This is a genomic window from Pseudomonas sp. GW460-LB5, assembly GCF_059423245.1.
In genome coordinates this window covers 1-26,713 of sequence record NZ_JBWKXT010000076.1, presented here as the reverse complement: position 1 = coordinate 26,713, position 26,713 = coordinate 1, and the positions used below count along the sequence as shown (strand labels likewise).

At 62.8% G+C, this 26,713-nt stretch carries 28 protein-coding genes and 3 tRNA genes; 16 read left to right on the top strand and 15 right to left on the bottom strand.

Going from position 1 to position 26,713, the window contains the following annotated elements:
- Positions 1–85 precede the first annotated feature (85 nt).
- Positions 86–466: a hypothetical protein gene (locus AC07XM_RS28250; RefSeq protein WP_060518452.1), complete on the bottom strand. Its 381-nt coding sequence runs from the start codon at positions 464–466 to the stop codon at positions 86–88.
- 134 nt (positions 467–600) lie between these two features.
- Entirely contained in the window at positions 601–1,788 is a 1,188-nt protein-coding gene (locus AC07XM_RS28245; protein ID WP_095117192.1) for an MFS transporter, read from the bottom strand.
- Between the two features lie 106 nt (positions 1,789–1,894).
- On the opposite strand from AC07XM_RS28245, the gene AC07XM_RS28240 reads away from it, so the two are divergent.
- A complete protein-coding gene (locus tag AC07XM_RS28240) occupies positions 1,895–2,773 on the top strand; it encodes a LysR family transcriptional regulator (protein WP_095117194.1) in 879 nt (292 codons plus the stop codon).
- A gap of 125 nt (positions 2,774–2,898) precedes the next feature.
- Here the strand turns inward: AC07XM_RS28240 and AC07XM_RS28235 are convergent, their stop codons facing one another.
- Positions 2,899–3,648 carry a 3-oxoacyl-ACP reductase family protein gene (locus AC07XM_RS28235; protein WP_060518446.1) on the bottom strand — a complete coding sequence of 250 codons (750 nt, stop codon included), beginning with the start codon at positions 3,646–3,648 and terminating at the stop codon, positions 2,899–2,901.
- Between the two features lie 118 nt (positions 3,649–3,766).
- Between AC07XM_RS28235 and AC07XM_RS28230 the strand changes: the two genes are divergently transcribed.
- Complete coding sequence (locus AC07XM_RS28230) at positions 3,767–4,705, top strand: LysR family transcriptional regulator (protein ID WP_024717730.1); 939 nt, start codon at positions 3,767–3,769, stop codon at positions 4,703–4,705.
- A gap of 114 nt (positions 4,706–4,819) precedes the next feature.
- Here AC07XM_RS28230 and AC07XM_RS28225 read toward each other — a convergent pair whose 3' ends face one another.
- Positions 4,820–5,290 carry a GreA/GreB family elongation factor gene (locus AC07XM_RS28225; RefSeq protein ID WP_016485437.1) on the bottom strand — a complete coding sequence of 157 codons (471 nt, stop codon included), beginning with the start codon at positions 5,288–5,290 and terminating at the stop codon, positions 4,820–4,822.
- Between the two features lie 2 nt (positions 5,291–5,292).
- The gene (locus AC07XM_RS28220; protein WP_016485438.1) at positions 5,293–5,691 is read right to left on the bottom strand and encodes a hypothetical protein; all 399 of its coding nucleotides are present in this window, start codon (positions 5,689–5,691) and stop codon (positions 5,293–5,295) included.
- Positions 5,692–5,821: 130 nt separating this feature from the next.
- Here AC07XM_RS28220 and earP point away from each other — a divergent pair, with 130 nt between their 5' ends.
- Together earP and AC07XM_RS28210 are read left to right on the top strand one after the other, a co-directional pair.
- On the top strand, positions 5,822–6,955 hold the full coding sequence (gene earP, locus AC07XM_RS28215) for an elongation factor P maturation arginine rhamnosyltransferase EarP (protein WP_095117196.1): 1,134 nt from the start codon (positions 5,822–5,824) through the stop codon (positions 6,953–6,955).
- 48 nt (positions 6,956–7,003) lie between these two features.
- Positions 7,004–7,576 carry an elongation factor P gene (locus tag AC07XM_RS28210; RefSeq protein ID WP_016485440.1) on the top strand — a complete coding sequence of 191 codons (573 nt, stop codon included), beginning with the start codon at positions 7,004–7,006 and terminating at the stop codon, positions 7,574–7,576.
- A 58-nt stretch (positions 7,577–7,634) separates the two neighbouring features.
- Here AC07XM_RS28210 and AC07XM_RS28205 read toward each other — a convergent pair whose 3' ends face one another.
- The 3 genes from AC07XM_RS28205 to AC07XM_RS28195 all read right to left on the bottom strand — a co-directional run bounded on the left by AC07XM_RS28205 (position 7,635) and on the right by AC07XM_RS28195 (position 9,670).
- Entirely contained in the window at positions 7,635–8,063 is a 429-nt protein-coding gene (locus AC07XM_RS28205; protein WP_016485441.1) for an organic hydroperoxide resistance protein, read from the bottom strand.
- 139 nt (positions 8,064–8,202) lie between these two features.
- Positions 8,203–8,658, bottom strand: coding sequence for a MarR family winged helix-turn-helix transcriptional regulator (locus AC07XM_RS28200; RefSeq protein ID WP_016485442.1), 456 nt, complete (start codon positions 8,656–8,658; stop codon positions 8,203–8,205).
- A 58-nt stretch (positions 8,659–8,716) separates the two neighbouring features.
- Positions 8,717–9,670 carry a LysR family transcriptional regulator gene (locus AC07XM_RS28195; protein WP_016485443.1) on the bottom strand — a complete coding sequence of 318 codons (954 nt, stop codon included), beginning with the start codon at positions 9,668–9,670 and terminating at the stop codon, positions 8,717–8,719.
- A gap of 113 nt (positions 9,671–9,783) precedes the next feature.
- Between AC07XM_RS28195 and AC07XM_RS28190 the strand changes: the two genes are divergently transcribed.
- Entirely contained in the window at positions 9,784–10,533 is a 750-nt protein-coding gene (locus AC07XM_RS28190) for a sulfite exporter TauE/SafE family protein (RefSeq protein ID WP_024717729.1), read from the top strand.
- Between the two features lie 58 nt (positions 10,534–10,591).
- Here AC07XM_RS28190 and AC07XM_RS28185 read toward each other — a convergent pair whose 3' ends face one another.
- On the bottom strand, positions 10,592–11,443 hold the full coding sequence (locus AC07XM_RS28185) for a LysR substrate-binding domain-containing protein (RefSeq protein ID WP_102690048.1): 852 nt from the start codon (positions 11,441–11,443) through the stop codon (positions 10,592–10,594).
- 97 nt (positions 11,444–11,540) lie between these two features.
- Here AC07XM_RS28185 and AC07XM_RS28180 point away from each other — a divergent pair, with 97 nt between their 5' ends.
- Positions 11,541–11,759 carry a DUF1127 domain-containing protein gene (locus AC07XM_RS28180; protein WP_013971536.1) on the top strand — a complete coding sequence of 73 codons (219 nt, stop codon included), beginning with the start codon at positions 11,541–11,543 and terminating at the stop codon, positions 11,757–11,759.
- Positions 11,760–11,802: 43 nt separating this feature from the next.
- On the opposite strand, the gene AC07XM_RS28175 is transcribed toward AC07XM_RS28180, so the two are convergent.
- Complete coding sequence (locus AC07XM_RS28175; protein WP_096425744.1) at positions 11,803–13,149, bottom strand: class II 3-deoxy-7-phosphoheptulonate synthase; 1,347 nt, start codon at positions 13,147–13,149, stop codon at positions 11,803–11,805.
- Between the two features lie 115 nt (positions 13,150–13,264).
- Between AC07XM_RS28175 and AC07XM_RS28170 the strand changes: the two genes are divergently transcribed.
- Complete coding sequence (locus AC07XM_RS28170; RefSeq protein WP_016485447.1) at positions 13,265–14,020, top strand: spermidine synthase; 756 nt, start codon at positions 13,265–13,267, stop codon at positions 14,018–14,020.
- Between the two features lie 465 nt (positions 14,021–14,485).
- Positions 14,486–16,168: a DEAD/DEAH box helicase gene (locus tag AC07XM_RS28165; RefSeq protein WP_016485448.1), complete on the top strand. Its 1,683-nt coding sequence runs from the start codon at positions 14,486–14,488 to the stop codon at positions 16,166–16,168.
- Positions 16,169–16,320: 152 nt separating this feature from the next.
- On the opposite strand, the gene AC07XM_RS28160 is transcribed toward AC07XM_RS28165, so the two are convergent.
- Positions 16,321–17,088 (bottom strand): DODA-type extradiol aromatic ring-opening family dioxygenase, encoded by a 768-nt coding sequence (locus AC07XM_RS28160; protein ID WP_102690047.1) that lies wholly within the window; start codon positions 17,086–17,088, stop codon positions 16,321–16,323.
- Positions 17,089–17,198: 110 nt separating this feature from the next.
- On the opposite strand from AC07XM_RS28160, the gene AC07XM_RS28155 reads away from it, so the two are divergent.
- Complete coding sequence (locus tag AC07XM_RS28155) at positions 17,199–17,849, top strand: thiopurine S-methyltransferase (RefSeq protein ID WP_102690046.1); 651 nt, start codon at positions 17,199–17,201, stop codon at positions 17,847–17,849.
- A 47-nt stretch (positions 17,850–17,896) separates the two neighbouring features.
- Here the strand turns inward: AC07XM_RS28155 and htpX are convergent, their stop codons facing one another.
- Positions 17,897–18,784 (bottom strand): protease HtpX, encoded by an 888-nt coding sequence (gene htpX, locus AC07XM_RS28150; protein WP_012271122.1) that lies wholly within the window; start codon positions 18,782–18,784, stop codon positions 17,897–17,899.
- A 276-nt stretch (positions 18,785–19,060) separates the two neighbouring features.
- Positions 19,061–20,272 (bottom strand): pyridoxal phosphate-dependent aminotransferase, encoded by a 1,212-nt coding sequence (locus tag AC07XM_RS28145; protein WP_016485452.1) that lies wholly within the window; start codon positions 20,270–20,272, stop codon positions 19,061–19,063.
- 168 nt (positions 20,273–20,440) lie between these two features.
- On the opposite strand from AC07XM_RS28145, the gene msrB reads away from it, so the two are divergent.
- Both msrB and AC07XM_RS28135 read left to right on the top strand, forming a co-directional pair.
- On the top strand, positions 20,441–20,836 hold the full coding sequence (gene msrB / locus AC07XM_RS28140) for a peptide-methionine (R)-S-oxide reductase MsrB (RefSeq protein WP_016485453.1): 396 nt from the start codon (positions 20,441–20,443) through the stop codon (positions 20,834–20,836).
- A gap of 13 nt (positions 20,837–20,849) precedes the next feature.
- Positions 20,850–21,338 carry a glutathione peroxidase gene (locus AC07XM_RS28135; protein ID WP_016485454.1) on the top strand — a complete coding sequence of 163 codons (489 nt, stop codon included), beginning with the start codon at positions 20,850–20,852 and terminating at the stop codon, positions 21,336–21,338.
- Here the strand turns inward: AC07XM_RS28135 and AC07XM_RS28130 are convergent.
- The gene (locus tag AC07XM_RS28130; protein WP_016485455.1) at positions 21,328–23,685 is read right to left on the bottom strand and encodes a hybrid sensor histidine kinase/response regulator; all 2,358 of its coding nucleotides are present in this window, start codon (positions 23,683–23,685) and stop codon (positions 21,328–21,330) included. The genes AC07XM_RS28135 and AC07XM_RS28130 overlap by 11 nt on opposite strands.
- A 200-nt stretch (positions 23,686–23,885) precedes the next feature.
- Here AC07XM_RS28130 and AC07XM_RS28125 point away from each other — a divergent pair, with 200 nt between their 5' ends.
- A complete protein-coding gene (locus tag AC07XM_RS28125) occupies positions 23,886–24,776 on the top strand; it encodes an ATP-binding protein (RefSeq protein ID WP_016485456.1) in 891 nt (296 codons plus the stop codon).
- A complete protein-coding gene (locus tag AC07XM_RS28120) occupies positions 24,773–25,255 on the top strand; it encodes a GAF domain-containing protein (RefSeq protein WP_102690045.1) in 483 nt (160 codons plus the stop codon). The genes AC07XM_RS28125 and AC07XM_RS28120 overlap by 4 nt, the downstream gene beginning before the upstream one ends.
- A 53-nt stretch (positions 25,256–25,308) precedes the next feature.
- On the opposite strand, the gene AC07XM_RS28115 is transcribed toward AC07XM_RS28120, so the two are convergent.
- Positions 25,309–26,076 carry a hypothetical protein gene (locus AC07XM_RS28115; RefSeq protein WP_102690044.1) on the bottom strand — a complete coding sequence of 256 codons (768 nt, stop codon included), beginning with the start codon at positions 26,074–26,076 and terminating at the stop codon, positions 25,309–25,311.
- Positions 26,077–26,391: 315 nt separating this feature from the next.
- Between AC07XM_RS28115 and AC07XM_RS28110 the strand changes: the two genes are divergently transcribed.
- The 3 genes from AC07XM_RS28110 (at position 26,392) to AC07XM_RS28100 (ending at position 26,713) form a co-directional block, all read left to right on the top strand.
- Positions 26,392–26,467, top strand: a tRNA-Glu gene (locus AC07XM_RS28110).
- A gap of 2 nt (positions 26,468–26,469) precedes the next feature.
- A tRNA-Gly gene (locus AC07XM_RS28105) sits at positions 26,470–26,545 on the top strand.
- Between the two features lie 92 nt (positions 26,546–26,637).
- Positions 26,638–26,713 (top strand) — tRNA-Glu (locus AC07XM_RS28100).

Below are 26,713 nucleotides of genomic sequence, written 5' to 3'. Positions count from 1 at the left end.
CCCGCGAAGAGGCCGGCACAGGCCATGAAAAAGGCGGCATCTTAACAGCCGCCTTCAGCATAAAACGATCCAGGCCCCGCGATATTCAGCCCTGGTTGGCAGGGTGATTGTGCTGCCGCCAACTGTCATCGATCTTCGACCAGGTTTTGCCGTCGGTAATCGCCATGAGCTTGCGACCATCCTTGAAGGTGGCCAGGAAGGTAGCTTCTTGCTCCTTGCCGCCTAGCCACAGCCCGGCAAGCAAGCCCACCGGCCCGGCCACCAGGGCCCCCGCCACACCCCAGCCCAGGGCGCTGCCCAGGCTGCGGCTGGTTTCCAGGCTGGCCAGCCGGAGGTCGCTGATGCGGGCCAGGGAAATCCGCTCACCCGGTGACGGGCTGCGCGGGGTCTTGAGTGTGAGCGATCCGTTGCGATACTCGCCTTCACCTTGCAAGAAATCGCCGGATTGCACCGTGAGTCTTGTCATAAAGTCGTCCTGTCAGGAAAGGGCATTGACCAGCGCCTAATGGGCGCTGCCTGGCCTGGCAAGTCAACGACCATGCGACGGAGGGTCGTGCGGTGCATTGTCGCCGTGGCTAATGGCCTCTTCGCGGGTATCTTTCAGGCCACCTGCAAGGTGGTCTTGCGCTTACGCTCGGCCAGGCCCCACACCAGCAACGCCAGCCCGCCAATCACCAGGCCCGCCGCCACAATGCCCATCCAGCCCTGGTACTGGAACAACTGCGTGCCCAGCAATGACCCCAGCGCCCCGCCAATGAAATAGCAGGTGATATACCCGGCGTTCAGCCGCGTACGTGCCTCGGGGCGTAGGGCAATCACTGCGTTCTGATTGCTCACGTGCACCAGTTGTACCGCCAGGTCGAGCATCAGCACGCCCAGCAGCAGGGCCAGCAATGACTGCTGGGCAAAGCCCAGCGGCACCCACGACAGCAGCAACACCACCAGGCCCACGGTGGTACCCAGCGCGCCTTTGCCGCGGTCGGCCAGGCGCCCGGCCCAGTTCGCCGACAGCGCACCGGCTGCACCGGCCAGGCCGAACAGGCCGATCACTGCATCGGAGTAGTGGTAGGGGCCCTTGGTCAGCAAAAAGGCCAGGGGCGTCCAGAACAGGGCGAACAGGCTGAACGCCAGCAGGCCGAGCAGCGAGCGCAGGCGCAGGACCGGTTCTTCAATGAACAGGCGGAACACCGAGCCGATCAGTGCCGGGTACTTCAGCCCGGCATGGCTGTGATGCTGCGGCAGGCTGCGGTACAGCGCCACCGCGGTGACCGCCATCAGCACAGCGGCCAACACGTAGATGCTGCGCCAGCCGCCCAGTTCGGCCATAAAACCGGCAGCAGTACGTGCCAGCAGGATGCCCAGCAGCAGGCCGCTCATCAGCGTACCGACTGCGCGCCCACGCTGATGCGGCTCGCTGAGGGTCGCGGCCATGGGCACCAGAATCTGCGCCACCACCGAGAACAGCCCGGTCAGCGCCGTGCCGAGGATCAGCCAGGGCAGGCTCGGCGCACATGCACTGATGACCAGCCCTAACGTGGCAATGGCGGTCATCACGGTGATCAGCCGGCGCTGCTCGAAGAGGTCACCCAGCGGCGCCAGTAGCAACAGGCCGGCGCCATAGCTGAGCTGTGCGGCAATGACGATACTGCCGGCGCTGGCAGTGCTCAGGCCAAACTGCTGGGCGATGCTGTGCAGCAGCGGTTGGGCGTAGTAGTTGCTGGCCACGGCCAGGCCGGTGGCGGTGGCCATCAGCAGGATCATGGCGCGGCTGAGAGTGGGGGCGTTCATGCGGTTCTCTTGGCGGGCAGTAGGAAGTGGGGGAATTATCAAGAAGTGTCAGGCATGACGCCAATGTATAGTTTTCAACTTATCCATCTTGAAAGCAGATAGATCGATGAACCTCAAGCAGCTCGAATACGCCCTCGCCGTGGCCGACACTGGCAGTTTTACCCGTGCCGCTGAGCGCTGCCATGTGGTGCAGTCGGCGCTCAGTCACCAGGTGGCGCGGCTGGAAGCGCAGCTGGGTGTAAGCCTGTTTGAGCGCAGTTCGCGGCGGGTGCGCCTGACGCCTGCCGGTGAGGCCTTTGTGCTCAGCGCGCGGCCGGCGGTGGACGCGGCCCGGCGCATTGCCGATGACGTGGCGGCGGCATGCGGGCAGGTGCGCGGGCGGCTGGCGATAGGGGAAATCAGCTCGCTCACGGCGCTGGACCTGGTCGACTTGCTGGCCGTGTTCCACGAACGATTCCCGGATGTGGATGTGCGCTGGATCACGGCCAAGAGCGAATGGCTGATAGCCGATGTGGTCGAGCGGCGCCTGGACGTTGGTTTCATTGGCCTGTGGCAGGGCGAGGTGGTGCAGGGCGTGCAGCATCGGTTGCTGGCCAGGGAGGAACTGGTGGCGTTGTTGCCGGTTGATCATCGGCTGGCCGGCTGCGGGCAGCTGGCGTTGGCCGATCTGGCGGATGAAGTGCTGGTGGATTTCCCCGAAGGCACCGGGGCGCGGCGCCAGACAGATGAGGCGTTTCAGGCAGCGGGGCTGCAGCATCGGGTGCAATTCGAGATCGGCCATGTGCGCCTGGTGGAAAAGTTCGTGCAGCGGGGCATGGCGGTGGGCCTGGTGCCGGAACGGGTGGCCCAGGGTTTCGAAGGTGTGGCACTGGCGCGGTTGGTAGATGCGCCGGTGCGGCACCTGTATGCCGTGTGGTCCTCCAGCCCGACGCCTGCTGCCCGGGCGTTTCTGGAGGTGATGGAACAGCATCTGGGGGGACAATGATTGAGCCTGTTCTGGCCCCATCGCCGGCAAGCCAGCGCCCACGGGAACCCCACGGGTTCAAGGCCTGTGGTGATCCTGTGGGCGCTGGCTTGCCGGCAATGGGCCGAAATAGGCAACCCATCAATTCAAGCGGCAAACCCACCATCAATCGTGAGGCTTGCCCCGGTGATATACCCCGCCTCTGGCCCAGCAAGGTAAGCCACAAAGCTGGCAATTTCTTCCGGCTCGCCATACCGTCCAATCGCCATCAACGGGATCAGGCTCTCGGCAAACTCGCCACTGGCGGGGTTCATGTCGGTGTCCACCGGCCCCGGCTGCACGTTGTTCACGGTAATGCCCTGTGGCCCCAGATCACGCGCCATGCCACGGGTCAGGCCAACCAGCGCCGACTTGCTCATGGCATAAGGCGCACCGCCGGCAAATGGCATGCGCTCGGCGTTCGTGCTGCCAATATTGATGATGCGCCCGCCCTGGCCCATGTAACGGGCTGCGGCCTGGCTGGCGACAAACACGCTGCGTACGTTCACCGCCAGCATGCGGTCAAAGTCGGCCAGGTCGAACTCGGTCACCGGTGCTACCGCCAGCACACCGGCGTTGTTGACCAAGATATCCAGCCTGCCAAAGGCCTTCACGGCGTCATCCACTGCCAGTTGCACGGCGGCTGCGTCGGCGCTGTCGGCCCGCAGGGCCAGGGCTTTGCCGCCGTTTTCGGTAATCTCGCGGGCCAGGTCTTCTGCCGGGCCGGCGGAGCTGACATAGGTGAAGGCCACGTGCGCACCTTCGCGTGCCAGGCGGCGCACGATGGCTGCGCCTATGCCGCGGGAACCGCCCTGAACCAGGGCCACTTTGCCTTCGAGTGAAAGTTGCTTGGACATGCTGATCTCCTGCTGGAAGCCAGGCCGAAATGCCTTGGATGGGCAAAGTATCGGCGCTTGATTACCTGCTGATAAGATGGCAATCACTATCAGCAGAGTAAACCTTGGGTTGGCAATGATGGCCGTGGAATCGTTCAACGCGTTGGAGTGCTTCATCCGCAGTGCTGAGGTCGGCAGCTTTGCCGAAGCTGCCAGGCGCCTGAGCATTACCCCCGCCGCCGTGGGCAAGCACGTGGCTCAGCTGGAGGCGCGCCTGGGCGTGCGGTTGTTCCAGCGTAGTACCCGCAAGCTGACCCTGACTGAGGCGGGGCAGCGTTTTCTGGGCGAAGTCAGCGACAGCTTTCGTACCATCCAGTATGCCGTGGCCAACCTGGCCAGCGCCGAAGGCCAGCCGGCCGGGTTGTTGCGGGTGAGCATGGGCACTGTGTTCGGGCGCTTGTATGTGTTGCCCTTGCTGGGTGAGTTTTTACGGCGTTATCCGGCGATTACCCCGGATTGGCATTTCGACAACCGCCAGGTCGACCTGATCGGCCAGGGCTTCGATGCAGCGATTGGCGGTGGTTTCGATCTGCCGCCGGGGGTGGTGGCGCGCAAGCTGACCCCGGCCCACCGGGTGTTAGTGGCAGCACCGGCCTACCTGCAGCGGCACGCACCGATTGACGACCCGCAGGTGCTGCAGCGGCACGACGGCATCCTGATCCGCTCACCGCAGACCGGGCGGGTGCGCTCGTGGCCTTTGACCAGCCGCTGGCAGGCGCAGCAGCCGATGCAACTGCGCCAGGCGATGACCATGAGCGATTCGGACGCGGCGTGCGCGGTGGCCGAGCAGGGGCTGGGGATTGCCCTGGTGAGCCTGCCATTTGCCGTGCCATACCTGCAGGCAGGGCGGCTGCGGCGGGTGTTGCCTGACTGGTACGTGGATGACGGGCATATCAGCCTGTATTTCGCCGAGCACAAGCTGATGCCGGGCAAGACCCGGGCGTTCATCGATTTTGTGGTGGAGCAGTTTGCCGAACAGGGGTTGGCGGGGCGGTTCGATGCCTTGCAAACCCTTTAGGTGTGTTTTGCCTGACCGAAACTTATCGCCGGCAAGCCAGCTCCCACAGGGAGCCTGCAGTATTCAGGCCTGTGGTAATCCTGTGGGAGCTGGCTTGCCGGCGATAGGGCCCGATCAGGCAATACCCGTAATGAACAATGCCTGCGCTCCCAGGCTCACCTCATCATCCACCCGCTTGCCCATCAATTGCTGCCCCAGCGGTGAGCGCGGGGTGATCACGGTCACCCGCTCATCCCCCTCACCAATCTTCAACCCCGCCGCCTCAGGCCCGAGGAACAACCGGCGCTGTCCGCCAGCGTCATCTTCCAGGGTCACCAGGTTGCTGATCTGCACCCCGCGCGCCGGGTCATGGTCGCGCAGCAGCAATTGCTGGTACGTCAGCAGCGCCTGGCGGATCTCGGCGCTGCGGCGGGCCTGGCCGGTGGCCAGGTACGAAGCTTCCAGGCCCAGGGTGTCGTACTTGTTCTCGGCAATGTTCTCTTCGGCGGTGGCAGTTTCGTAGGCGCTTTGCGCCGCGCGGGTCAGCACGTCAAGGTCATGCTCGAGGGTGGCGACGATCTGCGCCAGCAGGCGGGTCTTGTCCATGGTCAGTAACAGAACTCCAGCACGTTGGCCTGGCTTTTGTCGGTGGGGGCGGTGCGGTTCTGCTGCATCCAGAACTGGCATTTGGGGCTGTTGAGGTTGCGCGGGTTGCCCTGCGCGGCCTCGGCGGCCTGTTGCAGTTCCTGTTTGCGCAGAATGCCCTTGTAGTGCTCGAACATCTCGGCCTGGGCGTCTTGTGCCGGGGCTGGCGCCGGGGGGGCGGCAGGCCGGTACACACCGGGGGCCACGGCCTGGGCCAGCGGCTGCACCTGCTGTGGCCACAGTTGCAGCGCCAGCCACAGGCTCGCGGCAATGGCCACGGCGCCCAGCCACAGGCCAAAGGCAACGCACACAATCAACGGCAGCGGCTTGAGGGTGATCTTGAGTTCACGGTGGCGGGCCATGGCAGCCTCCTGGCAGGGTAGGTCGGGGTACATTGTCGCATGCACTTGAGCATTTTTCCGTGCGGGTGCTTTTGTCGGCGACAATTTATCCGCAGAATTCGCGTTTTTTGCACCAGAACGGGAGGGGCGGGTGAAAGCCACCTGGGACATTTTCTGCAGCGTCGTCGACAACTACGGCGACATAGGCGTGACCTGGCGCCTGGCCCGGCAACTGGTGGCTGAGCATGGCCTGGCGGTGCGCCTGTGGGTAGATGACCTGAACGCGTTCACGCCCATGTGCCCAGGGGCTGATGCCAGCGCAGCACAGCAGTGGCAGCACGGTGTGGATGTGCGTCAGTGGCCTGCGGCCTGGCTGCCGGTGGCACCGGCCGATGGGGTGATCGGCGCCTTCGCGTGCCAGTTGCCGGCGGCCTATGTAGAGGCAATGCGTGCCTGCGCCACGCCGCCGCTGTGGCTGAACCTTGAATACCTCAGTGCCGAGGACTGGGTGGAGGGCTGCCATGGCTTGCCTTCGCCGCAGCCCAACGGCCTGCGCAAGGTGTTTTTCTTCCCCGGCTTTACCGAAAAAACCGGCGGCCTGCTACGCGAGGGCTCGCTGCTGGCGCGGCGTGATGCCTTCCAGCAGTCGGCCGGGGCACGCCAGGCGTTTCTGCAGGAGCTTGGGGTAGCGCCCGAGCAGGGGGCATTGCTGATATCGCTGTTTGCCTACGAAAACCCGCAGTTGGCCAGCTGGCTGAATGCCTTGGCCACAGGCGCGCAACCGTGCCACCTGCTGGTACCGCAAGGGCGTATCGTGGCGGGGCTGAGCCAGTGGCTTGGCGAGGTGCCGCTGCAGGTGGGCAGCGTGCGCAAGCGGGGCGCGCTGACCGTGCAGGTGCTGCCGTTCGTCAGCCAGGACGACTTCGACCGGCTGCTGTGGAGTTGCGATTTCAACGCGGTGCGTGGTGAAGACTCGTTCGTGCGGGCGCAGTGGGCCGGGCAGCCGATGCTGTGGCACATCTATGTGCAGGACGAGAACGCCCACTGGGAAAAGCTCGAAGCGTTTCTGGCGCATTATCGACGCGGCCTGTCAGATGAAGCCGATGCCGCCCTGCTGGGCCTGTGGCGTGCCTGGAACATGGACTGCGACATGGGCCAGGCGTGGCAGGCAGCCCGCCAGCACTGGCCGGAACTGCAACGGCATGCCCGGCTTTGGGCGGTGCGACAGGCCGCTCAGCCGGACCTTGCCACAGCGCTAGTACACTTTTACCGAAATTCGCTATGATACGCGGCCTCGATTTTTATAAATCCATCCAGATTCGGATACTTCGTAATGAAAACTGGTAAAGAACTGAAACCCGGTACCGTCCTGCGGATCGACAACGACCCGTGGCTGGTTCAAAAAGCTGAGTTCACCAAGTCGGGCCGTAACAGCGCGATCATGAAGACCAAGCTGAAGAACCTGCTGACCGGCTACAAGACCGAAACCGTATACGGTGCGGACGACAAGCTGGACGACGTGATCCTGGATCGCAAAGAAGCGACCCTGTCGTTCATCAGCGGTGACACATACACCTTCATGGACACCACCGACTACACCATGTACGAGCTGAACGCCGAAGACATCGAGGCCGTTCTGCCGTTCATCGAAGAAGGCATGGAAGACATCTGCGAAGCTGTGTTCTTCGAAGACCGTCTGGTATCGGTAGAGCTGCCGACCACCATCGTGCGTAAGGTTGCCTACACCGAAGGTTCGGCTCGTGGCGACACTTCGGGCAAAGTCATGAAGCCTGCCAAGCTGGCAAACGGTACTGAACTCAGCGTTGCTGACTTCATCGAAATCGACGACCTGATCGAAATCGATACCCGCGAAGGCGGTTCGTACAAAGGCCGTGCCAAGAAGTAATTCTTCTTGCAATGTGCACAAAAAACCCGGCCTCGGCCGGGTTTTTTGTGCCTGCGACTTAAACCGTCACATGCAGGCGCACATCCACGTTCCCGCGGGTAGCGTTGGAATACGGACAAACTTTGTGAGCCTTTTCCACCAAGCCTTCGGCATCGGCCTGGGGCAGGCCTGGCAGGTTGATGTGCAGGTCGATGTCCAGGCCGAAACCGCCCGGGATCTGGCCAATGCCCACCTTGGCGGTGATAGAGGCATCTGCCGGCAGGGCCTTCTTCTCTTGCCCGGCCACGAACTTCAGGGCGCCGATGAAGCAGGCTGAGTATCCGGCAGCGAAAAGCTGCTCGGGGTTGGTGCCGTCACCGCCTGCGCCGCCCAGTTCCTTGGGCGTGCTCAGGCTGACTGCCAGCTTGCCGTCGCTGGATTTCGATTTTCCGTCGCGCCCACCGGTGGAGGTAGCTTCTGCGATGTACAGCGGAGTGACCTTTTGCATCTTGAGCCTCGCTAATGTGCTGTGCGCTCCCGGTCAAGGAGGGCGCGGATTGGTGTGGGATTTAAATTAGCGCGCAATTAGTTTGCGCGCAAGATAAATCATTGCCGTCCATCCGAACGGCCAGTGCACAGCATAGCTGTCAGAGGTTTTTCTGCAGGTTCTCGCGCAGGTTCAGCAGGTCGGCCTGCAGTTGCTGCAACTGCTCCAGGCTGCGCCCGCTGGCTTTGAGGATGCACTGCGGCACTTCTTTGGCCTGCTGTTGCAGGGCGCGGCCCTTTTCAGTCAGCTGCACCATTACTACCCGTTCGTCCTCCCTGCTGCGGTTACGCTGCAGCAGGCCTTCACTTTCCAGGCGCTTGAGCAGTGGCGTCAGGGAGCCCGGGTCGGTCAGCAGGTGCTGGCTGATTTCGCCCACTGTCAGGTCGTCGCGCTCCCACAGCACCAGCATGGCCAGGTACTGTGGGTAGGTCAGGCCCAAGGCTTGCAGCAGCGGTTTGTAGACCTTGGTCATCAGCAACGAGGTGGAGTGCAGGGCGAAGCAGACCTGGTTGTCCAGCAGCAGCTCGTCGCAAGAGGCTTGGGTGTCGGCGTTCATGCAGGTCCTTGAAATTGATCAATGGGGAATTCTGGCACGCTTATTTTTAGTGCGCGCATTACTCACGCAGTTCACTGCGCAAGGCCAGGTCCCAGGGTGGAATCGGGCTGAAGCGGCTCTTGAGGAATTCGAGCAGCAAACGGCTGCGAGAGTTCGTTTCATGTTCCAGCCGTAGTGCGTAAATGCCGCTGGTCTCGGCTGCTGGCAGGCCGCCGTCGCAAAACAGCGGAACCAGTTCGCCACGCAGCAGGTATTCGCTGATCAGCCAGGTAGGCAGGTGGGCAACACCTAAGCCGGCGAGCGCACCGAACAGCAAGGTTTCGGCATTGTTGGCGGCCATGCGCATGCGCGCAGGACGGTACAGGCGCGTTTGCCCGGCCACGTTGAAGCGCCAGGCGAACGGCGGGGCCAGGCCGTCCCAGTCCAGGCCGTCATGCCCAGGCAGTTCGCTGGGGCAGGTGGGCATGCCGCGGCTGGCCAGGTAGGCGGGGCTGGCGCAGGCGACGCGCACCATGTAAGCCAGCGGCGTGGCGACCAACCGGGTGTCGGCCAAGGGGCCGGCACGCAGTACCAGGTCGACCTCGCCCAGGTGGCTGCCCTGCAGGTCGACGAAGCTGTCGATCAACCGCAGTTGCACATCCAGGCCGGGGTAGGCCACCAGGAAGTCGGCGATGGCGGGGGCCAGATGGCGGCGGCCGAACGCGGCGGGGGCGTCGATGCGGATCAGGCCTTCGGGGGCGTTGCTCAGCGATACCGCTTCAGCCCGGGCCAGGCGCAGCTCCTCGATGATGCGCCTGGCCCGTTCGGCAAAGGCATTGCCTGCGGGTGTGGCGCGCACGGCATGGGTGCTGCGGGTGAACAGGCGGCTGCCGACGGCGCTTTCCAGGTTGTCGATGCGCCGGGCCACAGCGGACGGGGTCAGCGGGTGACGGCGGGCGGCGGCGGAAAAACTGCCAGCCTCCAACACATCGAGGAACAGGCTCAATTGGTCGGTCAGGGTATCGGGGCTCATGGCTGCCTTGCTTTTGCGAAAAACGCATAGCCATTGTGCGCTGCTGTGCGTTTCCCCGCCAGCACACAGTCGTTAGCATGCTCGCATTGTCTGTACAGGCAAACGAGGCCCTGATGATCGAGTGGTTGTTGTATATCGTGCTGGGCGCTGCCTTGGGCACCATGGGGGGCTTGTTCGGTATTGGTGGGGGGCTGATCGCAATCCCCGCGCTGGGCGTGCTGTTTGGTCTGGACCAGCAGTTGGCGCAGGGTACGGCGCTGGTGATGGTGGTGCCGAACGTGCTGCTGGCGTTATGGCGCTATCACCAGCGCAACCGCATCGAGCTGCGCCATGCCTTGCCGCTGTCGGCGTGCAGCTTTTTGTTTGCCTGGCTGGGGTCGATCTGGGCAGTGGGGCTGGATGCGCAATCCATGCGCCTGGGCTTTGTCGGCTTTCTGGTCGCCCTGGCGGTGTGGAACGTGGCGCGCATGTTCATGAAGGCATCGCCGCCCAGTGCCGAACTGCGTTATGCCTGGCCCTGGCTGGGCGTGCTGGGCAGTTTTGCCGGCACCATGGGCGGCTTGTTCGGCGTGGGCGGGGCGGTGGTGGCCACGCCGATCCTGACCAGTGTGTTCGGCACCACCCAGGTGGTGGCGCAGGGGCTGTCGCTGGCGCTGGCCGCGCCGAGTACTTTGGTGACGTTGGTGACCTATGGGGTGCACCACAGTGTCGACTGGGCGGTGGGGATTCCGTTGGCGGTGGGTGGTTTGCTCAGCATCAGCTGGGGGGTGAAGCTGGCTCATGCGTTGCCGGAGAAGGTACTGCGGGCGATGTTCTGTGTGTTTTTGGTGGTGTGTGCGGTGATGCTGGGGTTTGAACTGTGAGATTGTGGGGCCGCGTTGCGGCCCATTCGCGGGACAAGCCCGCTCCCACAAGCCCCAATTATTTGAAACCCTCAACGATGTAGTCGGCCATACAGTCGGTAATCGGCGAGGGGTTCTGCGCACTGCGCACCAGCATCACATTGGCTAAGGGCAACTGCGGCAGCCCGTCCTGTTCACCCAGTATGCGGATATTGCCACCAATCAGGCTTTGCAGTTGCGCCGTCACCGCCAACCCTGCCGTGACGATGGCAAAGATCGCCGCCAGGCTGGGGCTGGTATAGGCAATGCGGTAGTCGATACCTTGTGCTTGCAGTGCATTGCAGGTCCAGGCCCGGCAGAAGCAGTCGGTATTGAACAGTGCCACGGGCATCGGCCGCTGTTCCTGTGGGCAAAAGCCTTCGGCGGCGGCCCACACCAAGCGTTCCTGGCGCAGCAATTGGCCCACCTCGTTACCTGGTTCGCGGGTGACAATGGTCAGGTCCAGGTCCTGGCGCAGCATCAATTGCTTGGAAGAGTCGCAATGCACTTCCACCTGCACCAGCGGGTAGGCCTGGGCAAAGCTCGACAAGATGGTCGGCAAAAAGCGCATGGCGTAGTCGTCAGGCGTGCCAATCCGCACCAGCCCGACCATGTGCGGCATGCGCAGGGTATTGAACACCTCGCCATGCAGCTTGAGGATGCGCCGGGCATAGCCCAGCAGCACCTGGCCCTCGGCGGTGAGGCGAACCTGGCGGCCGTCGCGCTCGAACAGCTGGCGCTGCAGGATGTCTTCTTCCAGGCGTTTCATCTGCATGCTCACCGCCGATTGGGTGCGGTTGACCACTTCGCCGGCGCGGGTAAAGCCGCCTTGCTCGGCGATGGCGACGAAGGTGCGCAATACGTCCGCATCGAGGTTCTGGTACTGGGACATTGCATCAATCTCCGAGATGCATGGCATCAGAAACATTCGTTGGATTGATCTTAAGCCCGGCGCGAGACTGAGGCCATCCAACACGGAGGGCTTCACGATGAAAGGTCATGTCAGCAGCATCCAGCAACCTGCCTTTTCCCTGAACCACCTGTGGCATGCGGCCCTGCAGCGTCCGGCGCGCTGGCTGCAGCTGTACCGCCAGCGCCAGGAGCTGGCCAGCCTCAGTGACGCAACCTTGCACGACTTGGGGTTGAGCCGGGCGGATATCCAGCAAGAGGCCGAGCGGCATTTCTGGGATGATCCGCTGAGGAAGTGAGTGTGGGCCGGGCGCCTGGCTTCTCAAGGCATGCGCCCCAGCCTCACCGCCGGACTTGCTTCAACGTCTCGGCAATCAAAAACGCCAGCTCCAGCGACTGATCGGCATTCATCCGCGGATCACAATGGGTGTGATACCGGTCAGACAACGCATCCTCGGTAATCGGCCGGGCGCCACCGATGCATTCGGTGACATTCTGCCCGGTCATCTCGATATGAATGCCGCCAGCATGGCTGCCCTCGGCCTGGTGCACCTGGAAGAACTGCTTCACCTCATCCAGGATCTGCGCAAAGTCGCGCGTCTTGTAGCCGCTGCTGGCCTTGATGGTATTGCCGTGCATCGGGTCGGAGCTCCACAGCACCTTGCGCCCCTCGCGCTCGACGGTGCGGATCAGCCCCGGCAGGTGGTCGCCAACCTTGCTCGCGCCCATGCGCACTATCAGGTTCAGGCGCCCGGGGTCGTTGGCCGGGTTCAGCGTGTCGATCAGGCGGATCAGCTCTTCGGGGTTCATGCTCGGGCCGACCTTGACCCCGATCGGGTTGTGCACGCCGCGCAAAAACTCCACGTGGGCGCCGTCGAGCTGGCGGGTGCGGTCGCCTATCCACAGCATGTGCGCCGAGCAGTCGTAGTAGTCGCCGGTCAGGCTGTCCTGGCGCACGAAGGCTTCTTCATAGTTCAACAGCAGCGCTTCGTGGGCAGTGAAGAAGCTGGTTTCCCGCAGTTGCGGCGCGCTGTCCAGACCGCAGGCACGCATGAATGCCAGTGTTTCGTCGATGCGGTTGGCCAGTTGGTGGTACTTGTCGGCCAGTGCCGAGTTGGCGATGAAATCCAGGTTCCACTTGTGCACCTGGTGCAGGTCGGCAAACCCGCCCTGGGCGAAGGCGCGCAGCAGGTTGAGGCTGGCGGTGGCCTGGTGATAGGCCTGCAGCAGGCGCTCCGGGTCGGGGATGCGGCTTTTGGCGTCGAAACCGATGCCGTTGACGATGTCGCCGCGGTAGGCGGGCAGGGTGATGTCGCCAATGGTTTCATCGCCCGAGGAGCGCGGCTTGGCAAACTGCCCGGCCATGCGCCCCACCTTCACCACCGGGCAGCCGGCAGCAAAGGTCATCACAATGGCCATCTGCAGCAGCACCTTGAAGGTGTCGCGGATTTTTGCCGCCGAGAACTCGGCGAAGCTCTCGGCGCAGTCGCCACCTTGCAGCAGGAAGGCGCGGCCTTCGGTAACCTCGGCAAACTGCCTGCGCAGCTCGCGTGCCTCGCCCGCGAACACCAGCGGCGGGTAGCTGGCGAGGGTCTGTTCAACCTTCAGCAGGTGCGCAGCATCGGGGTAGGTCGGTTGCTGCTGGATCGGCAGGGTGCGCCAGCTGTCAGGGCTCCACGGTCGGTTCATCTCGGGCTCGGTCTTGTAGGTTGTAGGCTATAGGCCATGGTAACAGTTGGCGCTGCGCTTGTTGCATCAAGGGTGTTGACGGACAATGCGCGTTTTGCGCGGGTGGGTGGTAAGCATGACGGCGGAACGGGAAGAGCGGCTACTGGCACGGGTAGAGGACGCTTTTGGCGTCATCAGCGTGTATGAAGTCGACGACTACCGCTTTCTGGAATTCGGCGATGCCATCGAGCAGAGCTGTGTGTTCACGGCCGACCCCAGCTGGCTGGAGTACGACTACACCCGCGCCATGCTGGTGGGGGCGTTGTGCCATGAACAGCCGGAGAGCGCGCTGTTTCTTGGCCTGGGTGCCGGCACGCTGACCCAGGCCTGCATGAAGTTCCTGCCACTTGAAGACATCGAGGCCATCGAGCTGCGCCCGGACGTACCGCGCCTGGCCATGGAGCACCTGGGCCTGGATGATGACCCTCGGTTGTACGTGCGCATCGGTGATGCCATCGAGTTGCTGCCCACGGCGGAGAAGGCCGACCTGTTGTTTGTCGACCTGTACACCGACCATGGGCCGGGCGTGGGGCACCTGGCATGGAAATTCCTGGAAAACTGCCAGCAGCAACTGAACCCGGGCGGCTGGCTGGTAATCAACCAGTGGGCTACCGACGACGGCAAGCCGCTGGGCGCGGCATTGCTGCGCGGGCTGTACCATCGGCATTACTGGGAGCTGCCGGTGAAGGAGGGTAATGTGATCTTGCTGGTGCCGGCTGATCTTGAGCAGGTGCTGGATCTGGAGGGGTTGCGTGCCCGGGCCGAGGCACTGGCGCCGCAGCTGGGTTATAGCCTGGATGGGTTGATCAAAGAGATTCGGCCAGCAACTTGAACGCCTGACGCGGCCATTTGTGGGAGCGGCCTTGTGTCGCGATAGGGCCGCAGAGCGGCCCCGGCAATCTATGCGGCGTGGCTTAAATCCTGGGGGCGCTTCGCACCCCTTTCGCGACGCAAGGCCGCTCCCACACAGATCGGGTGAGGCTTCAGGGAATTATCGATTCAGCGCGGATTGGTTGATGGCCCGATAATGGCCTTGCCCCCTGAAAATATTCCTCACGGTTGCCGCTATTTCAGGTATAGTACGCGCCGGTCTTTTAGCGGACCTCAAAATCAGGTGGTGCAAATCCTCCGAGTCCAGCTTCGGCTGCGCGTCCGCTAGGCGGACCTTCCCAAGTTTTCTTTTTCAATCGTTTTCGCAAATCCCCGCCGCCAAAGCTGCCTGGGTGACCTGACGGTCTTTCAAGGCATGTGCAGCTTTGGAGCATGGGTCTTTGCGGATGCACCTAGAGGCAGACCCATGACCCAGGAAACCGGCGGCTTCGCCGCTCTCGATCTTAATCCGAACATTGTTGCTGCTGTTGTGGCTACCGGCTACGAAGAGCCGTCCGCCATTCAGCAACAATCGATCCCGATCATCCTCGCCGGTCACGACATGATCGGCCAGGCGCAGACGGGCACCGGCAAGACCGCTGCCTTCGCCCTGCCGATCCTCAACAAGATCGATGTGAGCAAGCGCGAACCGCAAGCCCTGATCCTGGCGCCAACCCGTGAGTTGGCGCTGCAAGTAGCTACCGCTTTCGAAACCTACGCCAAGCAGATGCCGGGCGTGAACGTGGTTGCCGTATACGGTGGTGCCCCGATGGGCCCACAGCTGCGTGCAATCCGCAACGGCGCGCAAATCGTCGTCGCCACCCCGGGCCGCTTGTGCGACCACCTGCGTCGTGACGAAAAAGTCTTGTCCACCGTGCAGTACCTGGTACTGGACGAAGCCGACGAGATGCTGAAGCTGGGCTTCATGGATGACCTCGAAGTGATCTTCGACGCAATCCCGGCTACCCGTCAGACCGTACTGTTCTCCGCAACCCTGCCGTCGTCGATCCGTTCGATCGCCGAGCGCCACCTGCGCGAGCCCAAGCACGTCAAGATCCAGACCAAGACCCAGACCGTAACCGCGATCGAGCAAGCCCACCTGATGGTCCATGCCGATCAGAAGATCCCGGCTGTGCTGCGTCTGCTGGAAGTGGAAGAGTTCGACGCACTGATCGCCTTCGTGCGTACCAAGCAAGCCACCCTGGACCTGGCCGCCGCCCTGGAAGCCAAAGGCTACAAGGCTGCCGCGCTGAACGGCGACATCGCCCAGAACCAGCGTGAGCGCGTGATCGACTCGCTCAAGGATGGCCGCCTGGACATCGTCGTCGCCACCGACGTCGCTGCCCGTGGTCTGGACGTACCGCGCATCACCCACGTGTTCAACGTTGACATGCCGTACGACCCAGAGTCCTACGTGCACCGTATCGGCCGTACTGGCCGTGCCGGTCGCGAAGGCCGTGCGCTGCTGCTGGTCACCCCGCGTGAGCGCCGCATGCTGCAGGTGATCGAGCGTGTAACCGGGCAGAAAGTTGCCGAAGCCCGCCTGCCGAATGCCCAGGCCGTGCTGGATGCCCGCATCAAGAAGCTGACCTCGAGCCTGGCGCCGCTGGTAGCCGAAGCAGAAGCCACCCACGGTGAACTGTTCGACCGCCTGACCACCGACCTGGGTTGCAGCGCACGTGCGCTGGCTTCGGCCTTGCTGCGCAAAGCCACCAATGGCCAGGCGCTGGACCTGGCTGCGGTAGAGCGTGAGCAGCCGCTGGTGCCGGGCGTTGGTGCCCCGCGTGGTGAGCGTGGTGAGCGTCCTGAGCGTGGCGAGCGCCCTGACCGCGGTGACCGCGAGCGCCGTGCGCCGCTGCCGCTGGCCGAAGGCCGTGTACGTTGCCGTACCGCCCTGGGTGCCCGCGACGGTATCGCTGCCAAGAACCTGCTGGGCGCGATCCTCAACGAGGGTGGCCTGGCGCGTGATGCCATCGGTCGCATCCAGGTTCGCGACAGCTTCAGCCTGGTCGAGCTGCCGGAAGACGGCCTCGAGAAGCTGCTGTCCAAGCTCAAGGACACCCGCGTAGCTGGCAAGCAGCTGAAGCTGCGTCGCTACCGCGAGGATTGATCCTGGCGCTATAAAAAAATCCCCGGCCCAGGTCGGGGATTTTTTTTGCCTGTACCGGCCCTTTCGCGGGCTTGCCCGCTCCCACAGGTCCTCCACAGGTTTCAATGCCTGTGCAGGACCTGTGGGAGCGGGCAAGCCCGCGAAGAGGCCCTTCAGTCGAACCGATATACATCCATCCCCAGCGCCCCTAGGGTAAACCCCTGATGCACCACGCCAAACCTGCTCCCAGCCCCCAGGGCAAAGAACAGCGGCAGCAAATGCTCATCACTGGGATGGTTACGCACAGCATGTGGCGCCTGCTTCCGGTAATCCAGCAATGCCGCTTGGTCATCTTCCTGCAGCCGCTCCACCACCCAATCCCTGAACGCCAGCGCCCATGGCTCGATCACATCCGGCCCTGCATGCCAGTCCAGTTCCCCCAGGTTATGGGTGATGCTGCCCGAACCCACCAGCAAGATGCCCTCGGCACGCAAGTTCGCCAGCGCCTGGCCCACCTTCACCTGCAGCGCAGGCCCCATGTGGCTGGGCAGGGAAACCTGCACCACGGGAATGCTTGCGTCCGGGTACATCAGCGACAGCGGCACCCAGGCGCCGTGGTCGAACGGCCGCTGGGCGTCCAGCCGGGCTGGCAGCCCCGAAGCTTTCAACAACTCGCTGACCTGGCCTGCCAGGGAAGGCTCGCCCGGCGCCGGGTACTGCACCGCATACAAGGCCGGTGGAAAGCCGTAGAAGTCGTGCCAGGTTTCTGGCTGTGCACTGCTGGTTACCAGCAATTCACGGCTTTCCCAGTGCGCTGACACCACCACGATTGCCTTGGGGCGTGGCAGGCTGTTGGCCAGCCCGGCCAAGGCCGGCCCGCTGGCACCCGGGTGCAGGGCGAGCATGGGCGAACCATGGGAAATGAACAGGCTGGGCAGCATGGCAAGGTCCTGAAGGTTAAGATGCACTCATCTTCGGTCAGAAACTGATCGATATCCATCGCAAGTTTTACGCGTTTTCTATCGGTTTACTCGATAAACAAGGAGCAACCATGGAGCCAGCTTTCTGGCACAAGCGGTGGGTCGATAACCAGATCGGCTTTCATCAGGGGGAGGTCAATTCGTACCTGCAGGCGCACTGGCCGTCACTCGGCCTTGAGTCTGGTAGCCGAGTGCTGGTGCCGCTGTGCGGCAAAAGCCTGGATTTGATCTGGCTGGCCGGGCAGGGGTACCGAGTGTTGGGTGTGGAGCTGTCGCGACGCGCGGTAGAGGATTTCTTCCGCGAGCACGGGCTTGAAGCCGAGGTGCAGCAGCGCGGGGACTTCGAAGTTTGGCGCAGTGGTGACGTGGAGCTGTGGTGTGGTGATTTCTTTGCGTTGCGTGCGCAGGATATCGGCGACTGCGTGGGGCTGTATGACCGGGCGGCGCTGATTGCGCTGCCGGCGCAAATGCGCGCGATGTACATGCAGGCGCTGACGGCTTTGCTGCCGGCCAATTGCCGGGGTTTGGTGGTGACCCTGGATTATGATCAGTCACTGCTGCCCGGGCCGCCGTTTTCAGTCGGGGACGCAGAGGTGCGGCAGGGGTTTGCAGGGTGGCAGCTGCATGAGCTGGAGGCGGTAGAGGTGATTCAGGAGAGCCCCAAGTTTGTGCAGGCCGGGGTTTCCAGTCTGTTGGAGCGGGTTTACCGGCTTGGCCGGTAATACGAAAAAGGGCGACCAAAGTCGCCCTTTCTGTATTACCCGATGGATCAACCGCGACGGCGCAGGGCCTCGATACGGTCTTCCAGGGGCGGGTGGCTCATCAGCAGCCCGGCCAGGCCGTGCTTGAGGCCACCGTTGATGCCAAAGGCCTTCATGGTGTCTGGCATGTGCACCGGCAGGCCTTGTTCCACGCGCAGGCGCTGCAGGGCGCCGATCATGGCCGAGGTGCCAGCCAGTTGCGCACCGGCTTCGTCGGCGCGGTACTCGCGGCGGCGCGAAAACCACATCACGATCATGCTGGCCAGGATGCCCAGGATCAGCTCGGCAACGATGGTCGCCACGTAGTAGGCAATGCCTTGGCCTTCTTCGTTCTTGAAGATGACCTTGTCGACGAAGTTGCCGATGATGCGTGCGAAGAACATCACGAAGGTGTTCACCACGCCCTGTACCAGCGCCAGGGTGACCATGTCGCCATTGGCCACGTGGCCGATTTCGTGGGCCAGCACCGCCCGCACTTCATCGGGCGAGAAACGCTCCAGCAGGCCCTGGGACACGGCTACCAATGCGTCGTTGCGGTTCCAGCCGGTGGCGAAGGCGTTGGCCTCGTACGCCGGGAAGATACCCACCTCGGGCATTTTGATACCCGCTTCACGGGACAGCTCTTCGACCGTTTGCAACAGCCACTGCTCGTGGCGGGTGCGCGGCTGGCTGATGATCTGGGTGCCGGTGCTCATCTTTGCCATCCACTTGGAGATGAACAGCGAGACGAGGGAGCCGGCAAAGCCGAACACGGCGCAGAACACCAGCAGGCTGCTGAGGTTCAGGTCGACCCCGTTGGCGGCCATGAACCCGTTGAAACCGAACAGGCTCAGGGTAATGCTTGCAACCAGCACCACCGCAAGGTTGGTGGCCACAAACAACAGAATGCGCATCATGGTTGTTACGTTCTCCTGACGGATGAATTGTCGCTTACTGCGGGGTATATAAGGGGCCTGTCGCGCCGATTCAATCGGCCGACTATTTCAAACTGTGTACGGCGGAGTATGGCAGAGGATGACGCGGGGGCTGTGGGATAGAGCGTTGCAGGATGTAAGAAACACCCTGTGAGAGTGCGAGGGGCTGCTTTGCAGCCCATTCGCAGCACCAGGCTGCACCTACAGGAGAACGCGTACACCTGTAGGCGCAGCCTGGTGCTGCGAAGAGGCCATCATTTATTGCGAATACGTCCGCAGGAAATTGCCGATCCGGCCAATCGCCGCTTCCAGGTCATCCACCCGCGGCAAGGTCACCACGCGGAAGTGGTCCGGCCACGGCCAGTTGAACGCCGTACCTTGTACGATCAGCAGCTTTTCCGACAGCAGCAGGTCCAGGGCGAACTTCTCGTCGTTGAGGATCGGGCACACCTTCGGGTCGATCCGCGGGAAGGCATACAGCGCACCCATCGGCTTCACGCAGCTTACACCCGGGATATCGTTTAGCAGCTCGTAGGTACGGTTGCGCTGCTCCAGCAGGCGGCCTGGCGGCAGCACCAGGTCGTTGATGCTCTGGTAGCCGCCCAGTGCGGTCTGGATGGCATGCTGGGCCGGCACGTTGGCGCACAGGCGCATGTTCGCCAGCATGTCGATGCCTTCGATGTAGCTGAGCGCGTGGTGCTTGGGCCCGGAGATGATCAGCCAGCCGGAACGGAAGCCCGCCACCCGGTAAGACTTGGACAGGCCGTTGAAAGTCAGGCACAGCAGGTCTGGTGCCAGCGAGGCGGTGCTGATGTGTACCGCTTCATCGTACAAAATCTTGTCGTAGATTTCGTCGGAGAACACCACCAGGTTGTGCTGGCGGGCCAGCTCCAGCATGCCCAGCAGCAGCTCCCTGGAGTACACCGCCCCGGTCGGGTTGTTCGGGTTGATGATCACCAGGGCCTTGGTGTTCGGGGTGATCTTGGCCTTGATGTCTTCAAGGTCGGGGAACCAGTCGGCCTGCTCGTCGCACAGGTAGTGCACCGGCTTGCCCCCGGCCAGGCTTACGGCGGCCGTCCACAGCGGGTAGTCGGGGGCCGGGATCAGCACTTCGTCGCCGTTGTTCAGCAGCGCCTGCATCGACATGACAATCAGCTCGGAAACGCCGTTACCGAGGTAGATGTCCTCAATGGTGACGCCTTCGATTTCCTTCTGCTGGCAGTACTGCATCACGGCCTTGCGTGCGCTGAACAGGCCTTTGGAGTCGCTGTAGCCCTGCGCGGTGGGCAGGTTGCGGATCACATCCTGGAGGATTTCATCGGGCGCCTCGAAGCCAAACGGCGCTGGGTTGCCGATGTTCAGCTTGAGGATGCGGTGGCCTTCCTCTTCCAGGCGCTTGGCGTGCTTGAGCACTGGGCCGCGAATGTCATAGCAGACATTGGCGAGCTTGTTCGATTTGCTGAACTGCATGATGGGATCCCGATATGAGAAAACGCGCTACGCCCCGCCGAAAGGTTTGTAACGGCAGGAAGCGGGTGCCAGACTGAACGCCTGGCACACGAAGCCAACTAATATACGTGCCACCCGCGCCCCGGAAAAGACGGCGCGAGGTGAAATTCAGCCTGCCGAGGTTTCCATATGCAAAAGATCGAAAAAACCCTGGAGCAATGGCGGTCGATGCTCGACCCCGAGCAGTACCAGGTATGCCGCCTAAAAGGCACTGAGCGGCCGTTCAGCGGCAAGTACAACAGCGAGCGCCGAGACGGCATCTACCATTGCATCTGCTGCAACGCGAAACTGTTCGATGCGCAGACCAAGTTCGATTCCGGCTGCGGCTGGCCCAGCTTCTACGCGCCGATCGAAGACAGTGCGATGATCGAGATCCGTGACACCTCCCACGGCATGATCCGTACCGAAGTCACCTGTGCCCGCTGCGACGCGCACCTGGGCCACGTGTTCCCCGATGGCCCGCCACCGACTGGCCTGCGCTACTGTATCAACTCGGTGTGCATCGACTTGCGCCCGCGCGACTGACCGGAGCCCTGACATGGCTGGATCGATGCTGGACATCCCCTGCGTGACCCTGGGCGGCGAGCAAAAGAAGCTCGGCGACTTCCCGGGCAAGGCGTTGCTGGTGGTCAATACCGCCAGCCAGTGCGGCTTTACCCCGCAGTACAAGGGCCTGGAGCAACTGTGGCAGGCCTACCGCGAGCGCGGCCTGGTGGTGCTGGGCTTTCCCTGCAACCAGTTCGGCAAGCAGGAGCCGGGCGACGCGCGGGACATTGCGCAGTTCTGCGAACGCAACTTTGGCGTGAGCTTCCCGCTGTTTCGCAAGGTCGAAGTCAACGGCCCAGGCGCCCACCCGTTGTTCGTCGAGCTCAAGCAGCGCGCACCGGGCATTTTGGGCAGCCAGAAGATCAAGTGGAACTTCACCAAGTTCCTGGTCGACCCGGCCAGCGGCCAGGTGTCGCGTTATGCACCCACTACCAAACCACAGGCCTTGGCAACAGACATCGAGCGCCTGCTTAGCCGCTGAGCGGAACCCAGTGGTCGATCAGCGCCAGTAGCTCTTCGCGGCGAAATGGCTTGGCCAGGTAGTCGTTCATGCCCGCGGTCCGGCAGCGCTCGCGCTCCTCGGGCATGGCGTTGGCGGTGAGGGCGACGATTGGCAGGTTGGGCCAGCGGCCGCTCTGGCGGATGCGTCGGCTGGCTTCGTAACCGTCCATCACTGGCATGTTGCAGTCCATCAGCACCAGGTCGAAGTCATCCCGTTCCAGCTGCTCCAGGGCCTCGGCGCCCTGCGTGGCCAGTTGCACCTGGCAGCCGAGCTTGGCCAGCATGCCCTTGGCCACTAACTGGTTCACGGGGTTGTCTTCCACCAGCAAGATGCGCGCGCGGCCTGCCTCCAGGCTGATGGCCGGGCTGGCCAGCGGGTGCTCGGGGTCGAAGCCTTGCAGGGTGCGGCGCAGGGTCTGGTACAGGGCGTTGCGCGCCAGTGGCCGGGCCAGTTGATGGAGTGGGGCGAGGGCGGCGGATTGCTCGCTGGACAGGAAGTTGCCGTAGGCGGTCACCAGCAAGATGGGGGTTTTCAGCGTTTGGCGCAGTTCGAACAGGCGCTCTACGTCGTCGGTGATCAGCAGGTCCATCGCGGTGGCGGCTAGCGTCGCGCTGCTGTCATGCCGCTGGTAGGTCAAACCCCAGGCGGGCAGCAGGCCCTGTAACAGTTCGTTGAGCCCGCTGCCTGCATCGCTCAGGGCGGCCACACGCCCATGCAGCGGCAACGGTGCGATGGCTTCAGTGTGCACGACCAGCGGCAGCTCGGCGCTGAAGCAGCTGCCAAAGCCCGCTTCGGAGCGAATGTGCAAATGGCCTTGCATGGCCTTGCACAGGTTGCGCGTCAGCGCCAGGCCCAGGCCGGTGCCGCCGTACTGGCGGGTGATGCCGGCGCCGGCCTGGGTAAACGGCTGGAAGATCCGTGCCTGGGCGTCTTCAGGGATGCCGATGCCGGTATCACGCACCTCTAGCCGGACACCGCCGACGATAGTCACCAGGCGCACATCGACGCGGCCGAAGCGGGTGAACTTCAGCGCGTTGGACAGCAGATTGCTGACGATCTGCCGCACCCGCGTGGGGTCGCCGAGCACACTGCTGGGGAAGTCACGGGCAATCAGGCAGGTCAGTTCCACGCTCTGTGCGGTGTTCTGAGACAGCAGGTTGGCGGTGTCCTCCACCATCGAACCCATGTCGAACGGAATGCGTTCCAGCTCCAGCTGGCCGGCATCGAACTTGGACAGGTCGAGGATATCGTTCAGCAACTCCACCAGTACTTTGCCCGAGTCGTGGGCAATCGCCAGTTGCTGGCGCTGCTCGCTGGGTAGCGGGCTGTCCAGGGCCAGGGCGATCATGCCGAGCATGCCGTTTAGCGGGGTGCGGATTTCGTGGCTCATGTTGGCCAGGAACGCCGCACGCGCCTGGGCCATGTCCAGCGCGCGGCGGCGCGCTTCTTCCAGCTCCTGGTTGGACAGGCTCAGGCTGTTGTTGCTGGCCTTCAACTCGTTGGTGCGTGCCGAGACGATGTCTTCCAGTTCGTTCAGGTACTGGGTAAGGCGGTTTTCGGCGGTGCGCCGCTGCTCGATCTCGGTTGCCATGCTGACGAACTGCTGGTTGGCGACTTTCACCAGCACGCCAATTTCGTCGTGCTCGTGGCCGTGCGGGCAGTCCAGGCGGGTTTGCCGGGGTTTGCGCGGGTCGCTGCCGCTGAGCGCGCCGATCACCGTGACCAGTGGCTTGGTCAGCATCATGTAGAACAGCGCCAGCAGAATGCCGGTCAGCACCAGGCTACGGGCAAAACCGTTGAGCAGGGTGATGCCGGCGCGTTCGAGAAAGCGGCTGCCGAAGGCAAAGGTGTCGACGTCCAGGTACAGGGTGCCCAGGTTTTCCTCTGGCATGTGGGTCAGGTACAAGCGTTCCTTGAACTGGCGCTGCTCGCCGAACAGGAAGTCGCTCAGCGGCCGGTAGCGATGTTGCAGCCTGGGCCGCTCGACGTCGGCCAACACGGTGTCGTTGTTGTCGATCAGCCGCGCACGGATGATGGCCGGCGACTGCAACAAGCCGCGGGTCAGCTCCAGCGCCAGCTCCGAGTCGATGTTGTAGGCGATGCGCGAGGCCGGGTTGTGGCTGATTTGCAGCAACGCATTCACTTCACGGTTGATGGACGCATCTTCGCTGGCATAATCGATGCCGATCTGGATGAGACTGAGCAATGTTCCCAGGATGAAGCCGACCAGGACTGTCAACCGGGCTTGCTTGTATGACAGGCGATTGGTGAACTTGATATCCATGAGTCCCGAGCCGGTTTCCCGTTCCTTGCGCTGCGCAAGCATAGCCGATCAACCCCGGCTACTGGTGGGTCTGTCACACATTCAGCCTTGATTGCTCAACTGGCTGTACCGGCCTCTTCGCGGCTAAAGCCGCTCCCACAGGTACTGCGCCGTCCTCTGGCCTGGTGCGGTCCCTGTGGGAGCGGCTTTAGCCGCGAAGAGGCCAGCACAGCAGCCTCGAATCTGAATTGTTAGGAGTCGTCATGGACGCTCGCTTGATTGCTTTTCTGGACCGCGCCGAATCGGTACTGGCGCGCCTTGAGCCCCTGTTACCGGCACAGCGCCCGAACATCGACTGGGGCACCACCCTGGCCGCGCGCTGGCAGCGCGATGGCCGTAGCGGTTATCTGCTGCCATTGGAAGTCAGCCTGGACATCCGCCTGACCGACCTGATCGGCGTCGACCAGCAGCGCGACCAGCTGGGCCGCAACACCCACCAGTTCATCAACGGCCTGCCGGCCAACCACGCGCTGCTGTGGGGCTCGCGCGGTACTGGCAAGTCGTCGCTGGTGCGCGCCTTGCTGGCCGAGCATGCCAGCGCCGGCCTGCGCCTGATCGAAATTGAACGCGACCACCTGGCCGACCTGCCACGGGTGGTCGAGCAGCTGCAGAAGCTGCCACAACGCTTCATCCTGTTCTGTGACGACTTGTCGTTCGAGGCCGGGGAGGGCGACTACCGGGTACTCAAAAGCGTGCTCGACGGCTCGCTGGAGCAGGCGCCGGACAACGTGCTGCTGTACGCCACCTCCAACCGTCGCCACCTGGTGCCCGAAAAAGAAAGCGACAACGAAAACTGGAAGCGCGTAGATGGCGAACTGCACCCCAGCGAAGCGGTGGAGGACAAGATTGCCCTGTCTGACCGCTTTGGCCTGTGGCTGTCGTTCTACCCGTTTACCCAGGACCACTTCCTGAATGTTGTCGAGCACTGGATTGGCCAGTTGGCACGGCCTGCCGGGCTTGCCTGGCAGCGCTCTGAAGCACTCGACATCCTCGCCGTGCGCTGGGCCACCGGCCGCGGTAACCGTAATGGCCGTTGTGCCTATCAGTTCGCCCGCTATTGGGTCGGGCTGCAATTGCTGGAGCAAAGTAAATGATCGACCTTAATGCCAGTGGCGCCGGCCTCGACGGCTACCACCTGCTGGCGGCGCAAGTGCAGGCGCTGTTTGCCGACGAGCGTGACTTCATCGCCAATGCCGCACAGTTTTCGGCGTTTCTGTACAACCAGGTGGACGACCTGAACTGGGCGGGGTTCTACCTCAACCGCAACGAACAGCTGGTGCTGGGCCCGTTCCAGGGCCAGGTGGCGTGCGTGCGCATTCCGTTCGGCAAGGGCGTGTGCGGTGCAGCGGCGGCAACGCGCCAGACCCAGCGGGTAGAGGACGTGCATGCGTTTCCGGGCCACATTGCCTGTGACAGCGCGTCCAACAGCGAGCTGGTAATCCCGTTGGTTAAGGCGGGGCGGTTGATTGGTGTGCTGGACCTGGATAGCCCGAAGGTTGGGCGGTTCAGCGAGGCAGACCAGGTGGGGCTGGAACGCTTGGCGGCGATCTTCCTGGAGCTGACAGACTGCTGACCAACAGGTTCGCTGTACTGGCCGCTCTCACAGGGCCAGCACAGGCTAACGAATCAGTCGTAGATCACTTTCTTCTTCCAGGTCTCTTCTGCATCGGTCTTGAGCCCGTCGGTCAGTTCGTTGTGCTCGTCCTCCGCAGGTGCCATGCGGTCCAGCACCTGGGCATTGGCCCGCGCCAGCAGCTTTTCCAGATACGTCAGTTGCTCTTCATACACCTTCGGCTCCGGCTGCTTGCGCAGGTACTGCACGCCGCGCTCGAATGCCAGGCGTGCCTGGCCGGGCTGGTTCTTCTGCAGGGCTTGCTGGCCGAGGTTGTTGAAGAACTCGATATGCAGCAGGACCAGGATGTGGCGGATTTCCTTGACCCAGTGCTTGGTTTCAGGCGTGGTCAGGAAGCCTTCCTGCGCCGCACGAGTCACCTGGTTGTGCATGGCCTCCAGCAAGAAGCGCACATCCTTGGCCTTGATCTCGGTATGGATCGGGTTGGGCGGGTTGTTCACCGGGATCTTTTCGCCCAGGGCAATCAGCACGTCCAGCTCGGCAATGCGTGCCTTGAGTTCGGCATTATGCTTGTCCACCGCCAGCTGGCGCTGGGTAAGGTTCAGCTCCAGGCGGGTGAGCAACAGTTTAAGGGCCGGGGTCATGAACTGGCCCGGGAAGGTCTCGGTGATTTCGCCACAGCGGCGCAGGCGGTCGGCCAGCTCGATCTTGGTCCGGGCGCGTTCGAGTTTGCCGTTTTCGACCACATTGTTGAGGTAGCCGATCACGATCAGCAAAGCGATGCCCGCCACGATGAGCAGGGTGATCAGAAGTGGTGTCACCGTTAATGCCTCATTGAAGAAGAATTACAGCTTTGAGTGTAGTGAGTTTGCCAAGGGGCGAACAGCGGCTGTATGCCAGTGCTGGTCCTTTCGCGGCTAAAGCCGCGAAGAGGCCAGTGCAGGATGACTGCTCTCTCTATCGACAACCCGGCCCGCATTTACACCCCAACCCACCCGGAAGTCTTTGATTTAAATAAATTTCTACAAAGGGGTTGACGCCTTCCCGATCCATCCATAGAATGCGCGCCACTTGCAGCGTAAAGCACACAGCGAAACGCGGCAAGAAGTGAAAGCAAGCAGTAATGCTTGTAGCGTGTCCCCTTCGTCTAGTGGCCTAGGACACCGCCCTTTCACGGCGGTAACAGGGGTTCGAGTCCCCTAGGGGACGCCAATGCGGGAATAGCTCAGTTGGTAGAGCACGACCTTGCCAAGGTCGGGGTCGCGAGTTCGAGTCTCGTTTCCCGCTCCAGTTTCTCCGGCACTGCTTAACGGCGGGGCAGGAAAAGAAAATCCAGTCTGAACCGTGAGGTTCATGTGCTGGTGCACTGAAAAGTGTTGTGTGTCCCCTTCGTCTAGTGGCCTAGGACACCGCCCTTTCACGGCGGTAACAGGGGTTCGAGTCCCCTAGGGGACGCCA